14 protein-coding genes are annotated in these 17910 nt (G+C 64.7%); 11 read left to right on the top strand and 3 right to left on the bottom strand.

The window, feature by feature from the left end:
• Window positions 1-79 precede the first annotated feature (79 nt).
• From R2N03_RS07085 to R2N03_RS07040, 10 genes are all read left to right on the top strand, one after another.
• Entirely contained in the window at window positions 80-502 is a 423-nt protein-coding gene (locus R2N03_RS07085; protein WP_316656816.1) for a PepSY domain-containing protein, read from the top strand.
• A gap of 76 nt (window positions 503-578) precedes the next feature.
• Window positions 579-1046 carry a DUF2271 domain-containing protein gene (locus tag R2N03_RS07080; protein ID WP_316657774.1) on the top strand — a complete coding sequence of 156 codons (468 nt, stop codon included), beginning with the start codon at window positions 579-581 and terminating at the stop codon, window positions 1044-1046.
• A gap of 8 nt (window positions 1047-1054) precedes the next feature.
• Window positions 1055-3271 (top strand): PepSY domain-containing protein, encoded by a 2217-nt coding sequence (locus tag R2N03_RS07075; RefSeq protein WP_316656814.1) that lies wholly within the window; start codon window positions 1055-1057, stop codon window positions 3269-3271.
• Window positions 3252-4253 (top strand): FAD:protein FMN transferase, encoded by a 1002-nt coding sequence (locus tag R2N03_RS07070; RefSeq protein ID WP_316656812.1) that lies wholly within the window; start codon window positions 3252-3254, stop codon window positions 4251-4253. The genes R2N03_RS07075 and R2N03_RS07070 overlap by 20 nt, the downstream gene beginning before the upstream one ends.
• A gap of 282 nt (window positions 4254-4535) precedes the next feature.
• The gene (locus R2N03_RS07065; protein WP_316656810.1) at window positions 4536-4937 is read left to right on the top strand and encodes a hypothetical protein; all 402 of its coding nucleotides are present in this window, start codon (window positions 4536-4538) and stop codon (window positions 4935-4937) included.
• A 253-nt stretch (window positions 4938-5190) separates the two neighbouring features.
• Entirely contained in the window at window positions 5191-6132 is a 942-nt protein-coding gene (imuA, locus tag R2N03_RS07060; RefSeq protein WP_316656809.1) for a translesion DNA synthesis-associated protein ImuA, read from the top strand.
• On the top strand, window positions 6065-7645 hold the full coding sequence (locus R2N03_RS07055; RefSeq protein ID WP_316656807.1) for a Y-family DNA polymerase: 1581 nt from the start codon (window positions 6065-6067) through the stop codon (window positions 7643-7645). Before imuA ends, R2N03_RS07055 begins: the two co-directional genes overlap by 68 nt.
• A 12-nt stretch (window positions 7646-7657) precedes the next feature.
• Complete coding sequence (locus R2N03_RS07050) at window positions 7658-10879, top strand: error-prone DNA polymerase (RefSeq protein ID WP_316656805.1); 3222 nt, start codon at window positions 7658-7660, stop codon at window positions 10877-10879.
• A 563-nt stretch (window positions 10880-11442) separates the two neighbouring features.
• Window positions 11443-11967: a helix-turn-helix domain-containing protein gene (locus R2N03_RS07045; protein ID WP_316656803.1), complete on the top strand. Its 525-nt coding sequence runs from the start codon at window positions 11443-11445 to the stop codon at window positions 11965-11967.
• Between the two features lie 153 nt (window positions 11968-12120).
• Window positions 12121-13305, top strand: coding sequence for an anion transporter (locus R2N03_RS07040; RefSeq protein ID WP_316656800.1), 1185 nt, complete (start codon window positions 12121-12123; stop codon window positions 13303-13305).
• 54 nt (window positions 13306-13359) lie between these two features.
• Here the strand turns inward: R2N03_RS07040 and fusA are convergent, their stop codons facing one another.
• Window positions 13360-15462 carry an elongation factor G gene (gene fusA, locus R2N03_RS07035; protein ID WP_316656798.1) on the bottom strand — a complete coding sequence of 701 codons (2103 nt, stop codon included), beginning with the start codon at window positions 15460-15462 and terminating at the stop codon, window positions 13360-13362.
• Between the two features lie 123 nt (window positions 15463-15585).
• Complete coding sequence (locus R2N03_RS07030) at window positions 15586-16305, bottom strand: Crp/Fnr family transcriptional regulator (protein ID WP_316656795.1); 720 nt, start codon at window positions 16303-16305, stop codon at window positions 15586-15588.
• Between the two features lie 155 nt (window positions 16306-16460).
• Here R2N03_RS07030 and R2N03_RS07025 point away from each other — a divergent pair, with 155 nt between their 5' ends.
• Window positions 16461-16994 carry an Mpo1 family 2-hydroxy fatty acid dioxygenase gene (locus R2N03_RS07025; RefSeq protein WP_316656793.1) on the top strand — a complete coding sequence of 178 codons (534 nt, stop codon included), beginning with the start codon at window positions 16461-16463 and terminating at the stop codon, window positions 16992-16994.
• 15 nt (window positions 16995-17009) lie between these two features.
• Here the strand turns inward: R2N03_RS07025 and R2N03_RS07020 are convergent, their stop codons facing one another.
• Window positions 17010-17837 (bottom strand): crotonase/enoyl-CoA hydratase family protein, encoded by an 828-nt coding sequence (locus R2N03_RS07020; protein WP_316656791.1) that lies wholly within the window; start codon window positions 17835-17837, stop codon window positions 17010-17012.
• Window positions 17838-17910: the final 73 nt, after the last annotated feature.

Raw genomic sequence — 17910 nt, 5'->3', positions numbered from 1 at the left:
TCGTTGTCTTCGCAAGGTTGGCTTCAGGTCAGGGACGCATCGTGGAGCCTGTCAAGACGAACAGGACTGGAGACGACCCATGAACCGTCAACGACTTTTGAAAGGTTTTGCGCTTACGGCCCTGGTCGGGGCTTGCGCGATCGGCGTTCAACCGGCGCTGGCCGATGACGATGACTGCAATGTTCCGCTCGCCGAGTGGAAACCTGTCAAGGCGATCGATACGCTCGCCAAGTCGCAAGGCTGGAGCGTCAGCAAGATCAGGACGGACGACGGCTGCTACGAAATCCGTGGCGTCGATCGCGATGGCCGCCGCTTCAAGGCGAAGGTCGACCCCGCCACGCTCACGATCATTCGAATCAAGACCGACGACGGCAGCGGACGTGCGCGCGGAGATCGCGACGATGACCGCGCGAAGGCGACGGACCCCGCCAGGCCAAGCGGGCAGGTACCCGCTGGCGGCATTGTCAAGCCAGGGTCAAAGCCGCAGGTGCAGATTCAATAGTGTCCGTGCGATCGGATGCCATTCGGTGTCATCACGACCACCATCCCATCAATATTCCAGAGGACAGATCATGAAAGTGAAATATGCGCTTCCTATTGCGGCGCTGGCTGGCGCCTTCACGCTGCCGTCGATCGCGTCAGCGCGCCAGGTGACATTTGAGACGCAACTGAGCAACTACGGCGGCGACGGCGCTTACGTGGTCATGTATGTGACCGATCGCGCGGGCCGGTACCAGGGAACGCTCTGGATGGCCGGCGACAAGGCTAAGTACTACAAGCATCTGCGCGATTGGTCTCGACTCTCGGGCGGCAGGGCGAAGCTCGATGGCATCACCGGGGCGAGCGTCGGGGCAGGCAGAACGCTGCGCGCAACGCTGGATGTCGCCGATACGCTGATCGATGCCGGCTATGAGATTCACATCGATACGGCTGTCGAGAAGATGAACGAAAACCCGTCCGAGGTGGTTGTCCCATTGACGACGTCTGGCGCGGCCAAACCCGTCAAAGGCCGCGGTTATGTGAAATCGTTTCGCTACCTGCTTTGAGTGCCATCATGCTTCGCAAGCTGCATTCTTTGTCCGGACTGATTGCCGCGATTGTCCTGACGGTCATGGCACTCTCAGGCGTGGTGCTGTCGGTCAAACCTGCCATCGACCGCGCGGCCGCCGTGCGGACGCCTTCCGGCAGTCTCGATGTCGCGATGCTTGCATCGCGCGTCAAGGCGAACATTCCTGAAGTCGAACGGATCGCCCGCAAGCCATCCGGCATGATCGTCGCGTATTACACGGCGGCCGACGGGCCCGCCGCACAGCGCATCCAGCCTTCGACCGGAGCGGCCATCGGACCATACACAACGTCGGCCGCCATGCGTTGGGTGACCAACCTGCATCGCAAGTTGTTGCTGGGCGATGTGGGCCGCGTAGCCGCAGGCACAGGCGCGATCCTCATGCTGCTGTTGAGCGTCTCGGGCCTGGCGCTGCTGGCGCGGCGCATGGGCGGCATGGCTCACCTCTTCGGACGCATCCGCGGCAGCGGCTTGCAGCGTGTGCACAACGAGATCGCGCGTGTCGCACTGGTCGGGCTGACGCTGTCGGCGCTGACTGGTGCGGCAATGTCGCTGACGACGTTCGGCGTACTCCCCGAGGGTGGCTCGGCAGAACCCGCCTACCCGGCGTCGGTGAGCGCCTCCGCGCCTGCGCCTGTCAGTCAACTCGCTGCGCTCAAGGGCGTGGATGTTGCCGCATTGCGCGAGCTGACCTTTCCGGACCCGCAGAATCCGCGCGACGTCTATGCGCTGACAACAGCGCAGGGCGCGGGTTATGTGGATGCGTCCACCGGAGTGTCCCTTGCATGGCGAAAACATGACGCGTGGCAGCAGTTCCAAGAAACCGTGTACATGCTGCATACGGGAGACGGGCTGTGGTGGCTGGCACTGCTGCTTGGTGTCTCGAGTGCATCGGTGCCCGTGCTGGCAATCAGCGGCGTGTGGCTGTGGGCATTGCGTCGCCGCGCGATGCCGAAAGTCTCCGCTAATGCGAACCCGCGCCAGGCGGATACCGTCCTTCTTGTCGGTAGCGAGGGGAACACAACATGGGCGTTTGCCACGGCCCTGCATCGGGCCCTGACACAAGCCAATTTTCGGGTGCACATGGCGGCCATGAACGATATGGCGTCGCGCTATACGAATGCCAAGCGCCTCATCGTGTTGACCTCCACCTATGGCGATGGCGCGGCACCCGCCAACGCCGCGCACTTTCTGCGCAAGCTGGCACGCCTGGAGATCTCTGCGCCAATGGCCTTTGCCGTGCTCGGTTTCGGCGATCGGCAGTTCCCGCAGTTTTGCGGATTCGCGCGGCAGGTGCATGGCGCGTTACGCGAGAAAGGCATGCGTGCGTTGGTAGACATCGAGTGCGTCGATCGTCAATCCGAGAGCACCTTCAGGAAGTGGGCCGGGCAACTGGGCGCCGTGCTCGGTACCGAGCTCGCTGTGGACTACCAGCCTTCGTTGCCGTGCACCTTCGCACTGCGCCTGGTCGAGCGCAAGGACTATGGCGAGCAGGCCGATGCATTCACCTCGGTATTGCGCTTCGTGCGCGACGGGAACGGCGGGTCTTCATGGAAACGCCTGGTAGGCCGTCGCCTGCCGTCATTCGAACCTGGCGATCTGGTTGGCTTTGTGCCGCCGGGCGATGCCGTGCCGCGCTTCTATTCGCTTGCCAGCGCGTCGAGCGACGGCTTGGTCGAGATTTGCGTGCGCAAGCATCCGCAAGGGGTGTGTTCGGGTTACCTGACCAGCCTTGCGCCAGGTGACGTCGTCGAGGCGTTCATCCGCCCGAACCCGAGCTTCCGGCCAGCCGCGGGCACGGCGCCGGTCATTTTGATTGGCGCTGGAACCGGTGTCGGTCCGTTCGTTGGTTTCATTCGGCACAACGCAGCCGAAAGGCCGATGCACCTGTACTTTGGCGCACGGCGATCCGGCGATGCGTTTCTGTATGACAAGGAACTCGCCGAACTCGTCGGCAAGCAGCAGTTGACCGCGTTGACCACTGCATTGTCGAGCCCGAGTGAAAAGACCTACGTGCAGGAGCGCTTGCTTGCCGATGCGGCCGCGCTGCGCAACCTTGTTGCGCGAGGTGCGCACGTCATGGTGTGTGGCGGCCGGGAGATGGCAAGGGGCGTTGCAACGGCCTGGGAGCGCATTCTTGCCGGGTCGGGTGTGACGGTCAATGACTTGAAGTTGAAGGGTTCCTATGTCGAAGACGTCTATTGAGCGTCAGGGTGGGCGCGCGCGCTGCCGTTACACGTTGAACGGCGAGACCATGGGGACGCGCTACAGCGCGCAGTGCTATGCCGGTCCCGACCTTGATCGCGCCCGCCTTGCAGCGGCGCTCGATCGCGCGGTGCAGGCCGTCGATCAGGAAATGTCCAACTGGAAGGCCACTTCCGATCTCACCCGGCTGAATCTGGCCGAGCCTGACGTGTGGGTGCCGATTTCCGCCAACCTTGCGATGGTGCTGGTACGCGCGATCGAGATCGGCCAGGAGAGCGGTAACGCATTCAATGTCGGCGTGGGCGATGTGGTCAGCCGCTGGGGCTTCGGCCCACGTGAAGCCGATGCGCCGAGCGCCACAGGGGCGTTGCCCGCGCAGCCTCGCTCGCCCGTCGGCGCGCTGCTTGAAGTCGACGCCACGCGCGGCCGTGCCCGCAAACGCGCGCCGCTCGCACTGGATCTGTGCGGGATCGCCAAGGGCTTTGGTGTCGACGAACTGGGGCGCGTCATGGACCGCCACGGCATTGAATCCTGGCTCGTCGGCATCGATGGCGAGATGCGCGCGCGCGGTACCAAGCCATCGAATGCATGCTGGGCGATCGCTATCGAACGACCGGATGATGAACGCAGGGAGCCCCTCTCCGTCATTGAGATGACCGATGTCGCAATTGCGACGTCGGGGGATTATCGCCATTGGCGCGAATGCGATGGCCAGCGTGTTTCACACACGATGGATCCCCGAACGGGGCAGCCGTTGAACAACGGGGTTGCGTCGGTCACGGTGCTCGCATCCTGTTGCATGGACGCGGATGCATACGCCACGGCATTGATGGTGTTGGGCGAGGAGGATGGCGTGGCACTCGCGCGCCGCAAGCAGTTGGATGCGCTTTTTCTTGTGCGCGAGCGCGATGGCTTGAGGGCGGTCGGGACGGGTTGCTTCGCCGATGGCGGGGCAGGGGAATACCTGCTGCAAGGGACATGACGTTGATTGCCTCGCAAGAAACGTCCCGTCAGATGCCCGGTGCGCCGTTGTGTCCTGGCAAGCAGATCGTTCGACATTGGCGTGCGTCATTCCGCACCGCCGTCGCCACGTTGTGGCGAGGTGCGATGGATATCGGCAACCTTTTGTCGCGACACATTTGGTTTCCGACAAGTGCAAGCGGGAACCTCATTGCGTCCCGTCAAGGCGGTTCGTGGCTGTGCGGCTACGCTGGTTTTATGGCGATGTGCCGCACACCTGCAGGCGCAAAAGGAGGAGACAGCAATGACAGGGCCGGGTTCCGATAGCGCGCTTGGCGCGCAGTTCAACGAGTTGCATGCTGCAATCGTCGATGCGTTGCCGGAGAACGCCGAATTGCAGTTCGACCTGGCCGGCGCGCTCGCCCTTGACGTGCAGGCGTGGTGGACTGTGTGCATGCAAGACGGAGTCAAGCAGGTTGATTCGCTGTCCTTCCAGCTCACACCGTCGATGGTGCAGACCTATCTGAAGTTACCGCCGTCAGACCGCGCTGAAGTCTGTGCCCGGTTGAAGAACTGGGTGGCGTGGGCACTGGATGGTGGGCCGCCTGTGGAAGGCGAGACCACGGGGTTCGATATCAGCATTGCGGTGCCGCTGAACATCTTCTGGCCCAGTGACGCCTCCACCGGACAACCTGTCGGGCGTTGATGGCCAGACCGTCGTGTTGCGGCCTTCCGAAGCCTTGTCGTTGGGACCCACCCGCCCACGCGTTGAGCGTTGGCGGCCCGCCCGCTCCTGTTGGTAACGCTGCTTTTTTCCACGGGAAACGGGCTGGGTCACCAGGAACATCACACCATTTTTGTACGTGGGCAGCTTGCCTTGGAAAAGAAGCGTTGCAGACGTAAAGTTGTGATACTGTATATCCATACAGTATTTCACCGACTTGCCTTGCGGCTCTCCCATGTCTGCGCTGTCCTCGTCTCTTTCTTTCGCCGAAGGTGTGGCGGAACACCCCGTCGCCGCTGGGCAGGTGGTGTCCGAGCCACGTCTGGCCGCGCGAAAAGCCCGAGCCGTGCCGGCACCCGAAACGCTGCACCCGGCACTGTGGCGCGCGGGCAGCTTGGCGCGAGGCGGTGGACGCGTCTTGTCGACCGGCTATGACACGCTGGATGCCGAGCTGCCCGGCGGCGGCTGGCCTCTCGGCGGGCTGACCGAGTTGCTGTGTCCGCAGCCGGGTATCGGCGAATGCCGGTTGCTCCGTCCGGCTTTGTCCACGCTGTGCGCAGGTGCAAGGCGCATCGCCCTGGTGGGGCCGCCGTATCTGCCCAATGCGGTGCGGCTGGTGGGCTGGGATTTCTCGCCTGAACAAATCGTCTGGGTACGGGCCGACATGCAGGCCGATCTGCTGTGGGCGGCCGAGCAGATCGTGCGCAGCCAGGCCTTTGGCGGCGTCCTGATCTGGCTGAACCAGGTTCGTCCGGGGGCACTGCGCAGGCTGCAGGTGCTGGCGCAGTCAGGTGAGAGCGCCATCTGGGTATTCCGGCCGGCGCAGGCCCTGCGTGAGTCCTCGCCGGCGGTGTTGCGGCTGGGGCTGGCGCCGGCAGGTGGCGATGCGCTGTCCATCGTCTTCCACAAGCGGCGCGGGCCGCTGCGCGAGTCGCCATTGCAGTTGCCGTTGGCCGATCCGCTGCGGGCTGGCCGAGCGGCTGTGCGTCCATTGCCGGTGCAGCCCGCCGAGCCCTTCACCATGGATCCGGCCACTGCGGCACTGCTGGCGGTGCTGTCCTCTTCTTCGTCTTCCGCTGCGTTCGATGCTTTGTCGGACGCCTCCGATCATGCCGTTCTGGATCGCGGTGCATCTGCCCCGTCTGCCCCTCGACGCGCTTCGACCCCAGTGGTCTGACCCGGCCGCGCTCCCCTTGCCAGTCGTGGTGCTGGAGCAGGAGCGCGTGGTGTCAGCCAATGGTTTGGCGATGCGTGAAGGGGTGCGTCCCGGCCTGCGGCGGGCGGGCGCACAGGCGCTTGTGCCCCACGCCGTGCAGCTCGATCGTGATCTGGCGGCGGAGGGACGGCTGCTGCAATCCCTGGCACTCGCGCTATTGGCATTCACGCCCCATGTCACGTTGGATGTGGTGGAAGAAGGGACTGTGCTGCTGGAAGTCGAGGCCAGTTTGCGCCTGTTCGGCGGCCATCGCGCGCTGTGCCGGGCAGTGAGGTATTGCGCGCTCCGGCTGGGCGCGATGCCGCAGCTTGGCGCCGGTCCGACGGCACGCGGAGCGGCGTGGCTGGCCAGCGCGCGGCCAGCGCCAGCGCGCGGGCATCGTCGTACGGCGATGCGTCAAGGCTGTGCGCGGCGTGCCGTGCGGCAGGAGCGTTTGTCGGTTCTGCTCGATCGGTTGTCGGTGGATGCCGTAACGCGCCTCACACGACCAGATTGGCTTGACGGCCTCGGGTGCCGCACGCTGGCTGACTTGCGTGCGTTGCCGCGTGGGGGTCTGCGCCGCCGCTGCGGGCCGCTGTTGGTCGATACGCTGGATGCGGCGTACGGCAATCGGCACGAGAGCTTTACGTGGTTTGCCGCACCGTTGCGTTTTGATGTGCCGCTGGAGCTGCCGGGTCGCATTGATAGTGCGGAAGGCGTCCTGGCAGCATCGGAGCAATTGCTGCTGCAACTGGTGGGCTGGCTGTCGGCGCATCAATTGGGTGCCAAGACGTATCGCCTCACGCTGGAGCATGAACGCCGGCGCGGCCGGGGCAGTGAGGATACGGCTTCCTCCACGCCGGTGGAGATCGCGCTGGCGCAACCCGTTCGCACGCTGTTGCACCTGTCGCGTGTACTGCACGAGCGCATGCATCGGCTTACGCTGACCGCGCCGGTGGTTGAACTGCGCCTGACCGTGACCGATGCCACGCCGCTTGCTCCGCCCACTGAATCCCTCTTTCCCGAGCCGGGTGGTCGCGCCGAGGATGCAGCCCGCCTGCTCGATACGCTCATCGCCCGGCTGGGGGCAGGCAACGTGCGCCATCCGCAGCCCTGCGCAGACCATCGCCCCGAGCGCGCCAACCATTGGGCCGAGGTGAATGCCGCGACCACCACGCAAGGCCGTGCGGCGGCGCGCCAGGCACTGACGCAATGGCATGCGCAGCAGCCAGAGCGGCCGCTGTGGCTGCTGGAGAAACCCATTCCACTGCTGACGCGTCAACACTATCCGTATTACCGCGGGCCGCTGCGGCTGGTGTCGCTGCCCGAGCGCATTGAGTCCGGCTGGTGGGACGATGCCCTGATCAAACGCGATTACTTCATCGCCGAAGATGGGCAGGGCGTGCGCTACTGGCTTTACCGCGAACGTGTTTCTGCCGCAGTGAAGGCCGGCGAAGACGACGGCCGCTGGTATCTGCACGGGCTGTTTGGCTAGGCGAGCCGCACCATGGCAACCACTTCCATCGGCCTGCCCGATTATGCCGAGCTGCATTGCATCAGCAATTTCACGTTCCTGACCGGGGCGTCGCACCCACAGGAGCTGGTCGAGCGCGCGCACGAACTGGGCTACCAGGCACTTGCGCTGACCGACGAGTGCTCGGTCGCCGGCACGGTGCGCGCGCACATGAAAGCCAAGGCCCTGGGCTTCAAGCTGATCACCGGTAGCCGCTTCACCGTGCGCGATGCGCAGGGCGAGCCCTGGCTGAAACTGGTGTTGCTTGCGCAGAACATCGAGGGGTACGGCAACCTGTGCGAGATCATCACGCAGGCACGGCTGGCAGCGCCCAAGGGCGAGTACCGTTTGCACGCTGACGACCTGGCCGCACCGCAAGAGGCGCTTTCCCATCTACGCGGCGTGCCCGATTGCCTGGCGATTCTGCTGCCCGACTACGACCCCGACCCGCAGCACCTGCTGGCCCAGGCGACGTGGTGCGCGCGCGTGTTCGGCGATCGGTTGTCGATTGCGCTGGAGCTGCCGTTGCGCCATGCCGATGATCGCCACCGGGCCACGGTGGCCGCGGTATCGGAGCAGACCGACGTGCCCATGGTGGCCACCGGAGGCGTGCAGATGCATTCGCGCCAGCGCAAGCCGCTGCACGACGTGCTGGCCGCCATCCGCCTGTCCAGGCCGCTTGCCGCGTGCGGGCTGGAACTGGCCCCCAGCGCCGAGCAGGCCATGCGAACACGCATGCAGTTCGGGTTTTTCTATCAGGGCGATCGCGGGCTCAAGGCTCTGCAGCGCACAGTGGAGCTGGCGGGACTGTGCACGTTTTCGCTGGATGAAATCGAGTACGAATATCCAAGCGAGGTCGTGCCCGCAGGCATGACGCCTGCCCAATACCTGCGCGCCGAGGTAGAGGCCGGTGCCACGCGGCGGTATGGCGATTCGATACCGAAGAAGGTCCGCAAACAGATCGAGCAAGAGCTCAAACTGATTGCCGAACTGCGCTACGAGGCGTTTTTCCTCACGGTCTATGACGTGGTGAAGTTCGCGCGGAGCAAAGAGATTCTCTGCCAGGGGCGCGGCTCGGCGGCCAACTCGGCGGTGTGCTATTGCCTGGGCATCACCGAGGTCGATCCGGAAAGCGGCAACACGCTGTTCGCCCGATTTCTTTCGCGCGCACGCAACGAGCCGCCCGACATTGACGTCGATTTCGAGCACCAGCGCCGCGAAGAGGTCATCCAGTACATCTACAACAAGTACGGCGTCACGCGCACCGCGCTGGCCGCTGCGTTGATCACCTATCGCACGCGCAGCGCCTTGCGCGATGTCGGCCGCGCGCTCGGCATTGATCTGGGCATCATCGAGCAGGTGGCCAAGGGGCAGGCGTGGTGGGACAACCGCAAGGAATTCGCCCAGCGCGCCGGCCAGCAGGGGCTGGATCCGGAATCGCCGCTGGTGCAGCGCTGGGCCCTGCTGGTGGACCAGTTGCGGGGGTTTCCGCGTCACCTGTCGCAGCACGTGGGCGGATTCGTGATCGCGCAGGGCAAGCTCTCGCGGCTTGTGCCGATCGAAAACGCGGCCATGGAAAACCGCCGCGTCATCCAGTGGGACAAAGACGACCTTGAATCGCTGCGCCTGCTGAAGGTAGACGTCCTGGCGTTGGGCATGCTCACGGCCATCCGCCGCACGCTGGACATGGTGGATGCGTTGCCGGGCCGGCGAGCCCATTACAAAGCGGCCGGCAGGCTCGCCATGCAGAACATTCCGGATGAGGATGAGAAGACTTACCAGATGATCTGCCGGGCCGAGACCATCGGCGTGTTCCAGATCGAATCGCGCGCCCAGCAGTCGATGCTGCCGCGTTTGCGACCGCAGACGTATTACGACCTGGTGATCCAGGTGGCCATCGTGCGCCCGGGGCCGATCCAGGGCGGCATGGTGCATCCGTACCTGCAGCGGCGGGAGGCAATGCGCAACGGACAGACCGACTGCGTCATCTACCCCGGCAAGGAGGTGGAAGGCGTGCTGAAGCGAACGCTCGGCGTGCCGATCTTCCAGGAGCAAGTCATGCAGATCGCCATTGACGCCGCTGACTTCACCCCGGACCAAGCCGACCAGTTGCGCCGCGACATGGCGGCCTGGAAGCGCAAGGGCAACCTCACGCAACATCAGGAGCGCCTGATGAGCGTGATGGTGGAAGAGAAGGGGTATGACAAGGCTTTTGTCGAATCGCTGTGCAACCAGATGGAAGGCTTTGCCGAATATGGCTTTCCGGAAAGCCACGCCGCCGGTTTCGCCAAGCTGGCCTATGTCAGCAGCTACCTGAAATGCCACGAGCCGGCCGCGTTTTTTGCGGCATTGCTCAACAGCCAGCCGATGGGGTTCTATTCACCGTCGCAACTGGTGCAGGAGGCGCGGCGCAACCATGTGCGTGTGCTGCCGGTCGACGTGACCGCCAGCGTGTGGGATAGCACGCTCCATCTGCGCACCCGTGACGGTGAACCGGGGCAGCCCGACATCCGGCTCGGCTTCAACCGCATTCGCGGCATGCGCCAGTCGGCTGCGGGGCGCATCGAAGCAGCGCGCGCCCAGGCACCGTTCACCAGCGTGGAAGATCTGGCCAGCCGCGCCGAGCTTGATCGCCATGACTTGAACGTGCTGGCAGCCGCGAATGCGCTCACGCCGCTGGCCGGGCATCGCCGCCAGGCGCTGTGGCAGACGCTCGCGCTGCAGGAGCCGGGTCACGACTACGCCTTGCTGCGCCAGGCCCGTCCGGTGGAAGCGCCGCTCGAGCTGCCGGCTCCTCCGCTTGGCGAAGAGGTCCTGGCCGATTACAGCAGCCTGGGCCTATCCTTGCAGAGCCATCCGCTGAGCCTGCTGCGCGAGCGACTTTCGCGCATGCGCTTCGCCACCGCCTCCACGCTGGCCGACTACCGCAACGGGCAACTGGCGAGGGCCTGCGGGCTTGTCACGGTGCGGCAGCGCCCGGGTACGGCCAACGGCACGATTTTCGTTTCCATCGAAGACGAAACCGGCGCCATCAACGTCATCCTGTGGCCGCACCTGATCGAACGCCAGCGCCGCGAGGTGTTGCATGCCCAGTTGCTCGGGGTTTACGGCAAATGGCAGTGTGAGCGCGAGACAAGACACCTCGTCGCCCAGCACTTGGTGGATCTGACCCCGCTTCTGGGCCGGCTGGCGACCTCCAGCCGCGACTTCCATTGAACTGAAAGGACGGCGCAGCCTTCCCGCCGGCTTGGTGCCGCCTGTTCCAGCGGGCCGCCGCGTCACGTTCGGCACGGCACTTGCGTGACGGAAACCGCGCGCGGCCTCACAACCGCGCTGCCGGGCGTGGGGGCGGTTTTTCACGCATCGGGGCCCTCCAAACGGTGGATAGGGCAAGCGCGGATCGACGGATCGAGACGCAGGTGCAACGATTTGCGCTTGAGGCATCACAAAAACCGTGCACCAAGCGCAGAAAACAGCATCTGCCCGGGAACCGACCGCCTGCCGGGTTTGTCTCGATGAAGAGATGTGACGGGATGCGCTTTCATCACGCGTCAATATTGGGTGCAGTCGAAATTACGTCTACTCTGTAGAAAACACATCACGGAGGCCGCCACCCAAAACGTGTGCAACGGTGTGCACTAGGCAACAAAAGCGCCGCTGCCACGCCTGTGTATGACCGCGGACAAGGTGCAGTCCACCGAATATCCGCATATTTTCAGCCCATCGTCCGGGTCCCCCGGCCCGGCGGTGTTTCCCATCTCAGGTGCAGGAGCGAACAGATGGAACAGCCCTTCAAGCAGTTGCACAGTCTGCGCAAGTCGCGCAAGCTCAAACAGGAAGATGTCGCCAAGATGGCCGGCATCTCTCGCGAGGCGTATCTGCGCGCGGAATCCGGGCGTGCCGATCCTCGCCTGTCGACGCTGATGGCGGTGGCCGGCGCGCTGGGCCTCGAAGTGGTGCTGGCCCCGCGTGAGGCCGTCGCCGAGATCGAACGCGTGATCGCCAGCCGCCCGACCCAACCGCTCGCCGCCACCGCGCCGGGCGCAGAATCGGCACAGTCCGGATCGATGGGGGGCTCGACGGGTGGACACGGCTTGGCGGGCCAGTACCGCGGTCCTGAGCGCCATCCGCAGTCCGCCTATCACCCCGGCGCGTCTCACAGCCAGGCGGGCCAGCAGGGTGCACCGCACGCCGGTAGCACCGAAGACCGCTCGCGCATGGCCGGGTCTGACCGACCGGGCGTGGGCGGCGCGTCCGGCGGTTCCGACCGCCCGGGCTCGGGTTCCGGCTCGCGCGAATCGTAAGAATCGTAAGCGGTATCGCCGCGCACTGACCGGCCCACGCACGCGTGGCCGGTCAGAGATTGAGCGCCGGATAGCGGCACGCGTACAATCCTCCCGGCAAACGGCGCCGGGCCGATTTGTGCGCGCTTGCGCCAACGTTTTCCAGTCTGTCATATGCACGGCGATTCGCCACGCACGCGCACGATCGAAGCCGTGCCGTCTTCTCCTACGGTCCCTGCCGTTCCCCATCACCCGCCGTTCTGGCACACCCTCAAGCAAGACGTCTTCTTCTGGCTGCTGCTGTCGGTTTGCGCCGTGCTCACGTTTGCCGCACCGCAACGCCTTCCGGAATACCCGGGGTTGGTGGACTGGCACACCATCGCGGCGCTTGCCGGGCTGCTGATCCTGACCAAAGCCGTTGAGTCCAGCGGCATGCTGCAACTGCTGGGTGTCCGTCTGGTCGATGCGGTCAGCAGTGAACGCGTGCTCGCACTCAGCCTTGTGGGCGCGTCTGCGGCGTTGTCGACGTTGTTGACAAACGATGTGGCGCTTTTCGTCATCGTGCCGCTGACTGTCGGTCTGCGGAAGGTGGCCCAGCTGCCGGTGACGCGGCTCGTCATCTTCGAGGCGCTGGCGGTCAATGCGGGCTCGGCGCTCACGCCGATCGGCAATCCCCAGAACCTGTTCCTGTGGCACCAGTCGGGCCTGTCGTTCGGCGCCTTCGTGTGGCAGATGGTCCCGCTGGTGGTATTGCTGACGGTGTTGCTGCTGCTGGCGACGTGGCTGGCGTTTCCCGCGCATGAAATCCATCTGCACGCGAAAACCGGTGAGGTTGAACTGCACAAGCGTCTACTGCTGCCGGCGCTGGCGCTGTACGTGCCGTTTCTGGTACTGACCGATTTCGGATACCCGTTGGCCGCCCTCGCGGGTTTGGTCGTGCTGTACCTTGCCGGCGCGCGCTATGTGCTGGCGCGGGTCGACTGGGGCCTGTTGCTGGTGTTCGTGCTGATGTTCATTGACCTGCGACTGGTGGCGCAGCTTGGCGCTGTGCGGCAAGCGCTGGATGCGCTGGCGCTGGATAACCCGCTGCATCTGTACTGGACCGGTATCGGTGTGTCGCAAATCATCAGCAACGTGCCGGCGGCGATCCTGCTGGCCGAGTATTCGCACGACTGGCCGATGATTGCATTTGCGGTGAGCGCGGGCGGCTTCGGTACGCTCGTCGGCTCGCTCGCCAACCTGATCGCGTTGCGCATGGCGGGCGACCGCCGTGCTTGGCTGCTGTTCCATGCGTATTCCGTCCCCTTCCTGGCCGTGGCCTCGGTGGTGATCTACGCGTGGCTGACGTGGCTGCGCTGAACGAAAACGGCCACCCGAAGGTGGCCGCACAGTGTGGATGCAGCGCCAGCTCGATCAGGCCTTCTTGGCTGCCATGACCGCTTCCGACACATTGCGCGGTGCCTCGGCGTAGTGCTTGAACTCCATCGTGTATGTCGCGCGACCCTGGCTGAGCGAGCGCAGGTTGGTGGAGTAGCCGAACATCTCGGCCAGCGGCACTTCAGCGTGAACGACCTTGCCGCCGCCACCCGGAATATCCTCCGTGCCCTGCACCATGCCGCGCCGTGAAGACAGGTCGCCGATCACATTCCCCATGTAGTCTTCTGGCGTTTCCACTTCGACTGCCATCATCGGCTCGAGCAGCACCGGGCCGGCCTTGCGCATGGCGTCCTTGAAGGCCATCGAGCCTGCCATGCGGAAGGCGTTTTCGTTCGAGTCCACGTCGTGGTAAGAGCCGAAGGTCAGGCGCACCTTGACGTCGACCACCGGGTAGCCGGCCAGCACGCCGGTATTCAGCGTGTCGCGGATGCCCTTGTCCACGGCCGGAATGAACTCGCGCGGGATCACGCCGCCCTTGATCTCGTCGACGAACTCATAGCCCTTGCCTTCGTTCGGCTCCAGCGTGATGACCGCGTGGCCGTACTGGCCGCGACCGCCCGACTGCTTGACGAACTTGCCTTCGACGTCTTCAGCGGCCTTCTTGATGGTTTCGCGGTAGGCCACCTGCGGCTTGCCGACGGTGGCCTCCACGCCGAACTCGCGCTTCATGCGGTCAACCAGGATTTCCAGGTGCAGCTCACCCATGCCCGAGATGATCGTCTGGCCGGATTCCTCGTCGGTCTTCACGCGGAACGACGGATCTTCCTGTGCCAGGCGGTTCAGGGCGATCCCCATCTTTTCCTGGTCGGCCTTGGTCTTGGGCTCGACAGCCTGGCTGATCACGGGCTCAGGGAACTCCATGCGCTCCAGCACGATGACGTGCTCGGGGTCGCACAGTGTCTCGCCCGTTGTGACGTCTTTCAGGCCGACCGCTGCCGCGATATCGCCAGCCAGCACCTCCTTGATCTCTTCGCGCTGGTTGGCATGCATCTGCAGGATGCGGCCCAGGCGTTCCTTCTTCTGCTTGACCGAGTTGTAGACTGTGTCGCCTGAATTGATCTTGCCCGAGTACACGCGGAAGAACGCCAACTGGCCGACGAACGGGTCGGTCATGATCTTGAAGGCGAGGGCGGCGAAGGGCTCGCTGTCGCTGGGATGGCGCTCAAGCGGCTCGTCCTTCTCGCCATGGCCTTCAATAGCGGGAATGTCCACCGGCGAAGGCAGGTAGTCGACCACCGCGTCCAGCATGGCCTGCACGCCCTTGTTCTTGAAAGCGGAGCCGCACAGCATCGGCTGGATTTCGCCGGCAATGGTGCGTTTGCGCAAGGCGCGCTTGATCTCTTCCTCGGTCAGCTCTTCGCCGCCGAGGTATTTGTTGAGCAATTCCTCGTCCGCTTCCGCCGCGGCTTCCACCATCTTTTCGCGCCATTCCTGCGCGATGGGCAGCAGCGCCGGGTCAATGTCGGTGTATTCGAACTTCACGCCTTGCGAGGCATCGTCCCACAAGATCTCTTTCATCTTGACGAGGTCGACCACGCCGCGGAAACCGTCTTCCGCGCCAACGGGAATCTGGATCGGCACCGGGTTGCCCTTCAGGCGTTCACGCATCTGGCGCTCGACGCGGAAAAAATCTGCGCCGATACGGTCCATCTTGTTAACGAACGCAATGCGCGGCACCTTGTACTTATTGGCCTGACGCCAGACGGTTTCCGACTGCGGCTGCACGCCACCGACCGAGTCGTAGACCATGCAGGCCCCGTCCAGCACGCGCATGGAGCGTTCCACCTCGATGGTGAAATCGACGTGGCCCGGGGTGTCGATGATGTTGATGCGGTGCTCGGGGTAGTTGCCGGCCATGCCGCGCCACATGCAGTGCGTGGCCGCCGACGTGATGGTGATGCCGCGCTCTTGCTCCTGCTCCATCCAGTCCATCGTGGCCGCGCCGTCATGCACCTCGCCTATCTTGTGATTGACCCCGGTGTAGAACAGGATGCGCTCGGTCGTGGTGGTTTTGCCGGCGTCGATGTGCGCCGAGATGCCGATGTTGCGATAGCGCTCGATGGGGGTCTGGCGGGGCATGATGGTTCTCTTGGAGAAGGGCTCGCATCGCCGACTCCGCACCATGCAAAGGGCGAATGTGCGAGTGGGAACACATTATAGGATTCCTCCTGGCGCATCGCATGTGGGGAATTGGATGCCAACTCATCCGCGGGCGAGATCGCGCAGGCGCTGGACATCCAGCAGTTCAATTTCGCCGTAGGCCAGCTTGAGCATGCCCCGCGCCTGGAGGTCTTTCAGCGCCTGGTTGACGGTCTGGCGGGACAGCGCGAGCAGCTGCGCAAGCTGCTCCTGTGGCACGCGCAGCACACGGTGCGTGCCGAGGCGCAAGTCGCCATAGCCGTCGGCCATCAGCAGCAAGCGGCGGGCCACCCGTACCGGAGCGGGCAGCAGGGCCGTTTCTTCCAGCACGGTGAACGTCAGCCGCAGCTTGTGGGTCAGCAGCAGGGCAAAGGCGTGCAGCAGCGCCGGCGTGGTCTCGAGCAGCGTGATCAGCGCGGCTTGCGGCATGTGAAGCAAGGTCGTATTGGTGTCGGCGCGGGCGTCGTGCGTACGCGGCTGGCGGTCGAAGACGCCGATCTCTCCAAACCAGTTGACGGGCTCCAGCACCGCCAGCAGTGCTTCGCGTCCGTCAGGGCTGGTGGCACCGATGCAGACGGTGCCTTCCACAACGCAATACAGGCCGTCAGGCGGGTCGCCGCGCCTGAACAGCACATCGCCTATCCGGAGCCGCCGCACGGTCGCAATGCTCATCAGGGCATCCTGCAAGGCGGGCTCGAGCGCGCCGAACCAGCTACTGGCGTGCAAGCGCTCGCGATAGGGGAGGCCATCCGATGCGGTCGGCGAGAAACGGGGGCGATCCATGGGGCGGTGACGGAGTGGCCGGAGCCGTCTTGGGAGGGGGCAGTTTGTCGGCTATGCGACAGAGCGCAGCGCCATTCACTGACTACGATGAAAAGATCATAACGAGGGGGCAATTGCGGCGTCCATGCTGCAAACGCACAAAACCGGAGACCATCATGCGCACCCTGTCTGATCACCTGTCGAACTACGCTGCCTATCATCAGGACGGCCGCAATATCGCCACGCATTTCGTGGGAATTCCAGCCATCGTGCTGGCCGTGGCGATCTTGCTGTCGAGGCCCGTGTTCGCCGCGGTCAACGGGGTGAACGTCACACCCGCGCTCATTCTGCTGGCGGCGGTGACCGTGTTCTACCTGCGCCTGGATGCTGCGTTCGGCGTGGTGATGTCTGCCCTGATCGGCCTGTGCGTGTGGGCAGGCGGCCAGGTGGCCGGGCATTCAACGGCCGCTTGGCTGGCCGTGGGCATCGGCCTGTTTGTGATCGGCTGGATCATCCAGTTTGTCGGTCACTATTACGAAGGCCGCAAGCCTGCGTTTGTCGATGATCTTGCCGGGCTGGTCGTCGGCCCGCTGTTCCTGGTGGCCGAGACGGCATTTGCGATGGGGCTGCGCGCGCGCCTGCGCGACGAGGTGGTCAGCCACTCGCGCGCCATGCGGGCTGCGCTCGGCGGCAAGCATGCTGCCGCCTGAACGCTTCACGATCGGCTAGCTGCCTGTCAGCTCGGTGGCTGGCTGAAAAACGGGCGCTCGGTTTTCCATCGCGGCACGCACGGCCTCACGTTGGTTGGCTGCGCCGATCAGCCGGTCCTGCTCAACGGATTCCGCCACGAGAATGGCAGTCGCGTCACTGTCTTCTGTCAGGCGCATGAGGCGCTTGGCGGCGCGGATGGCATCTGGACTCTTCTGCGCGATCGCGCGCGCGGCGGCCAGTGCAGCCGCGCGCGGGTCTTCCACCACGCGGGTCGCCAGCCCCAGGGCACATGCTTCGTCGCCTGTCACCACGCGGCCGGTGTAGATCAGTTCCCGCAGGTGGTCCGGGCGCACGAGGCCGCGTGTGAGCACCATACCGCCCATATCCGGCACCAGGCCCCATTTGATCTCCATGATCGATAGGCGCGTGTCGGCTGTCACGTAGCGCATGTCCGCGCCGAGCGCAATCTGCAGGCCGCCTCCGTAAGCGACGCCATGCACGGCGGCGAATACCGGCACCGGCAGTTCGCGCCATACCGTGCAAGCGTACTGCGGCAGATTCGCGGAACCGTGGGTGCGCCTGGCCAGGCGGCCACCGCTGATATCCGACCCGGCGCTGTCCTGGCCGAGGCTGGCCATGCTCGCCATGTCAAGCCCGGCGCAAAAGGCGCGACCTTCGCCCGACAGCACCACGGCACGCAGGTCCGCTTCATGCATCAGGCGCTCGCCGGTGGCGACCAGGGCCTCGAACATGGCCGGGTCAATCGCGTTCATCTTTTCCGGACGATTGAGCCGGACGTCGGCAACGCCAGCTTCGATGTTGAGCAGGATGCGTTCAGTCATGAGAGGTATCTGCGTGCGGGGCAGGGTGACGGTTGAGCGCAGCGTGCGCGGCATCGCATGACGCGCCGCGACG

The sequence above is a fragment of the Ralstonia condita genome, assembly GCF_958405655.1.
Classification (GTDB): domain Bacteria; phylum Pseudomonadota; class Gammaproteobacteria; order Burkholderiales; family Burkholderiaceae; genus Ralstonia; species Ralstonia condita.
Note: the sequence above shows the minus strand (reverse complement) of the source record. Positions and strands in the feature narration are given on the sequence as shown.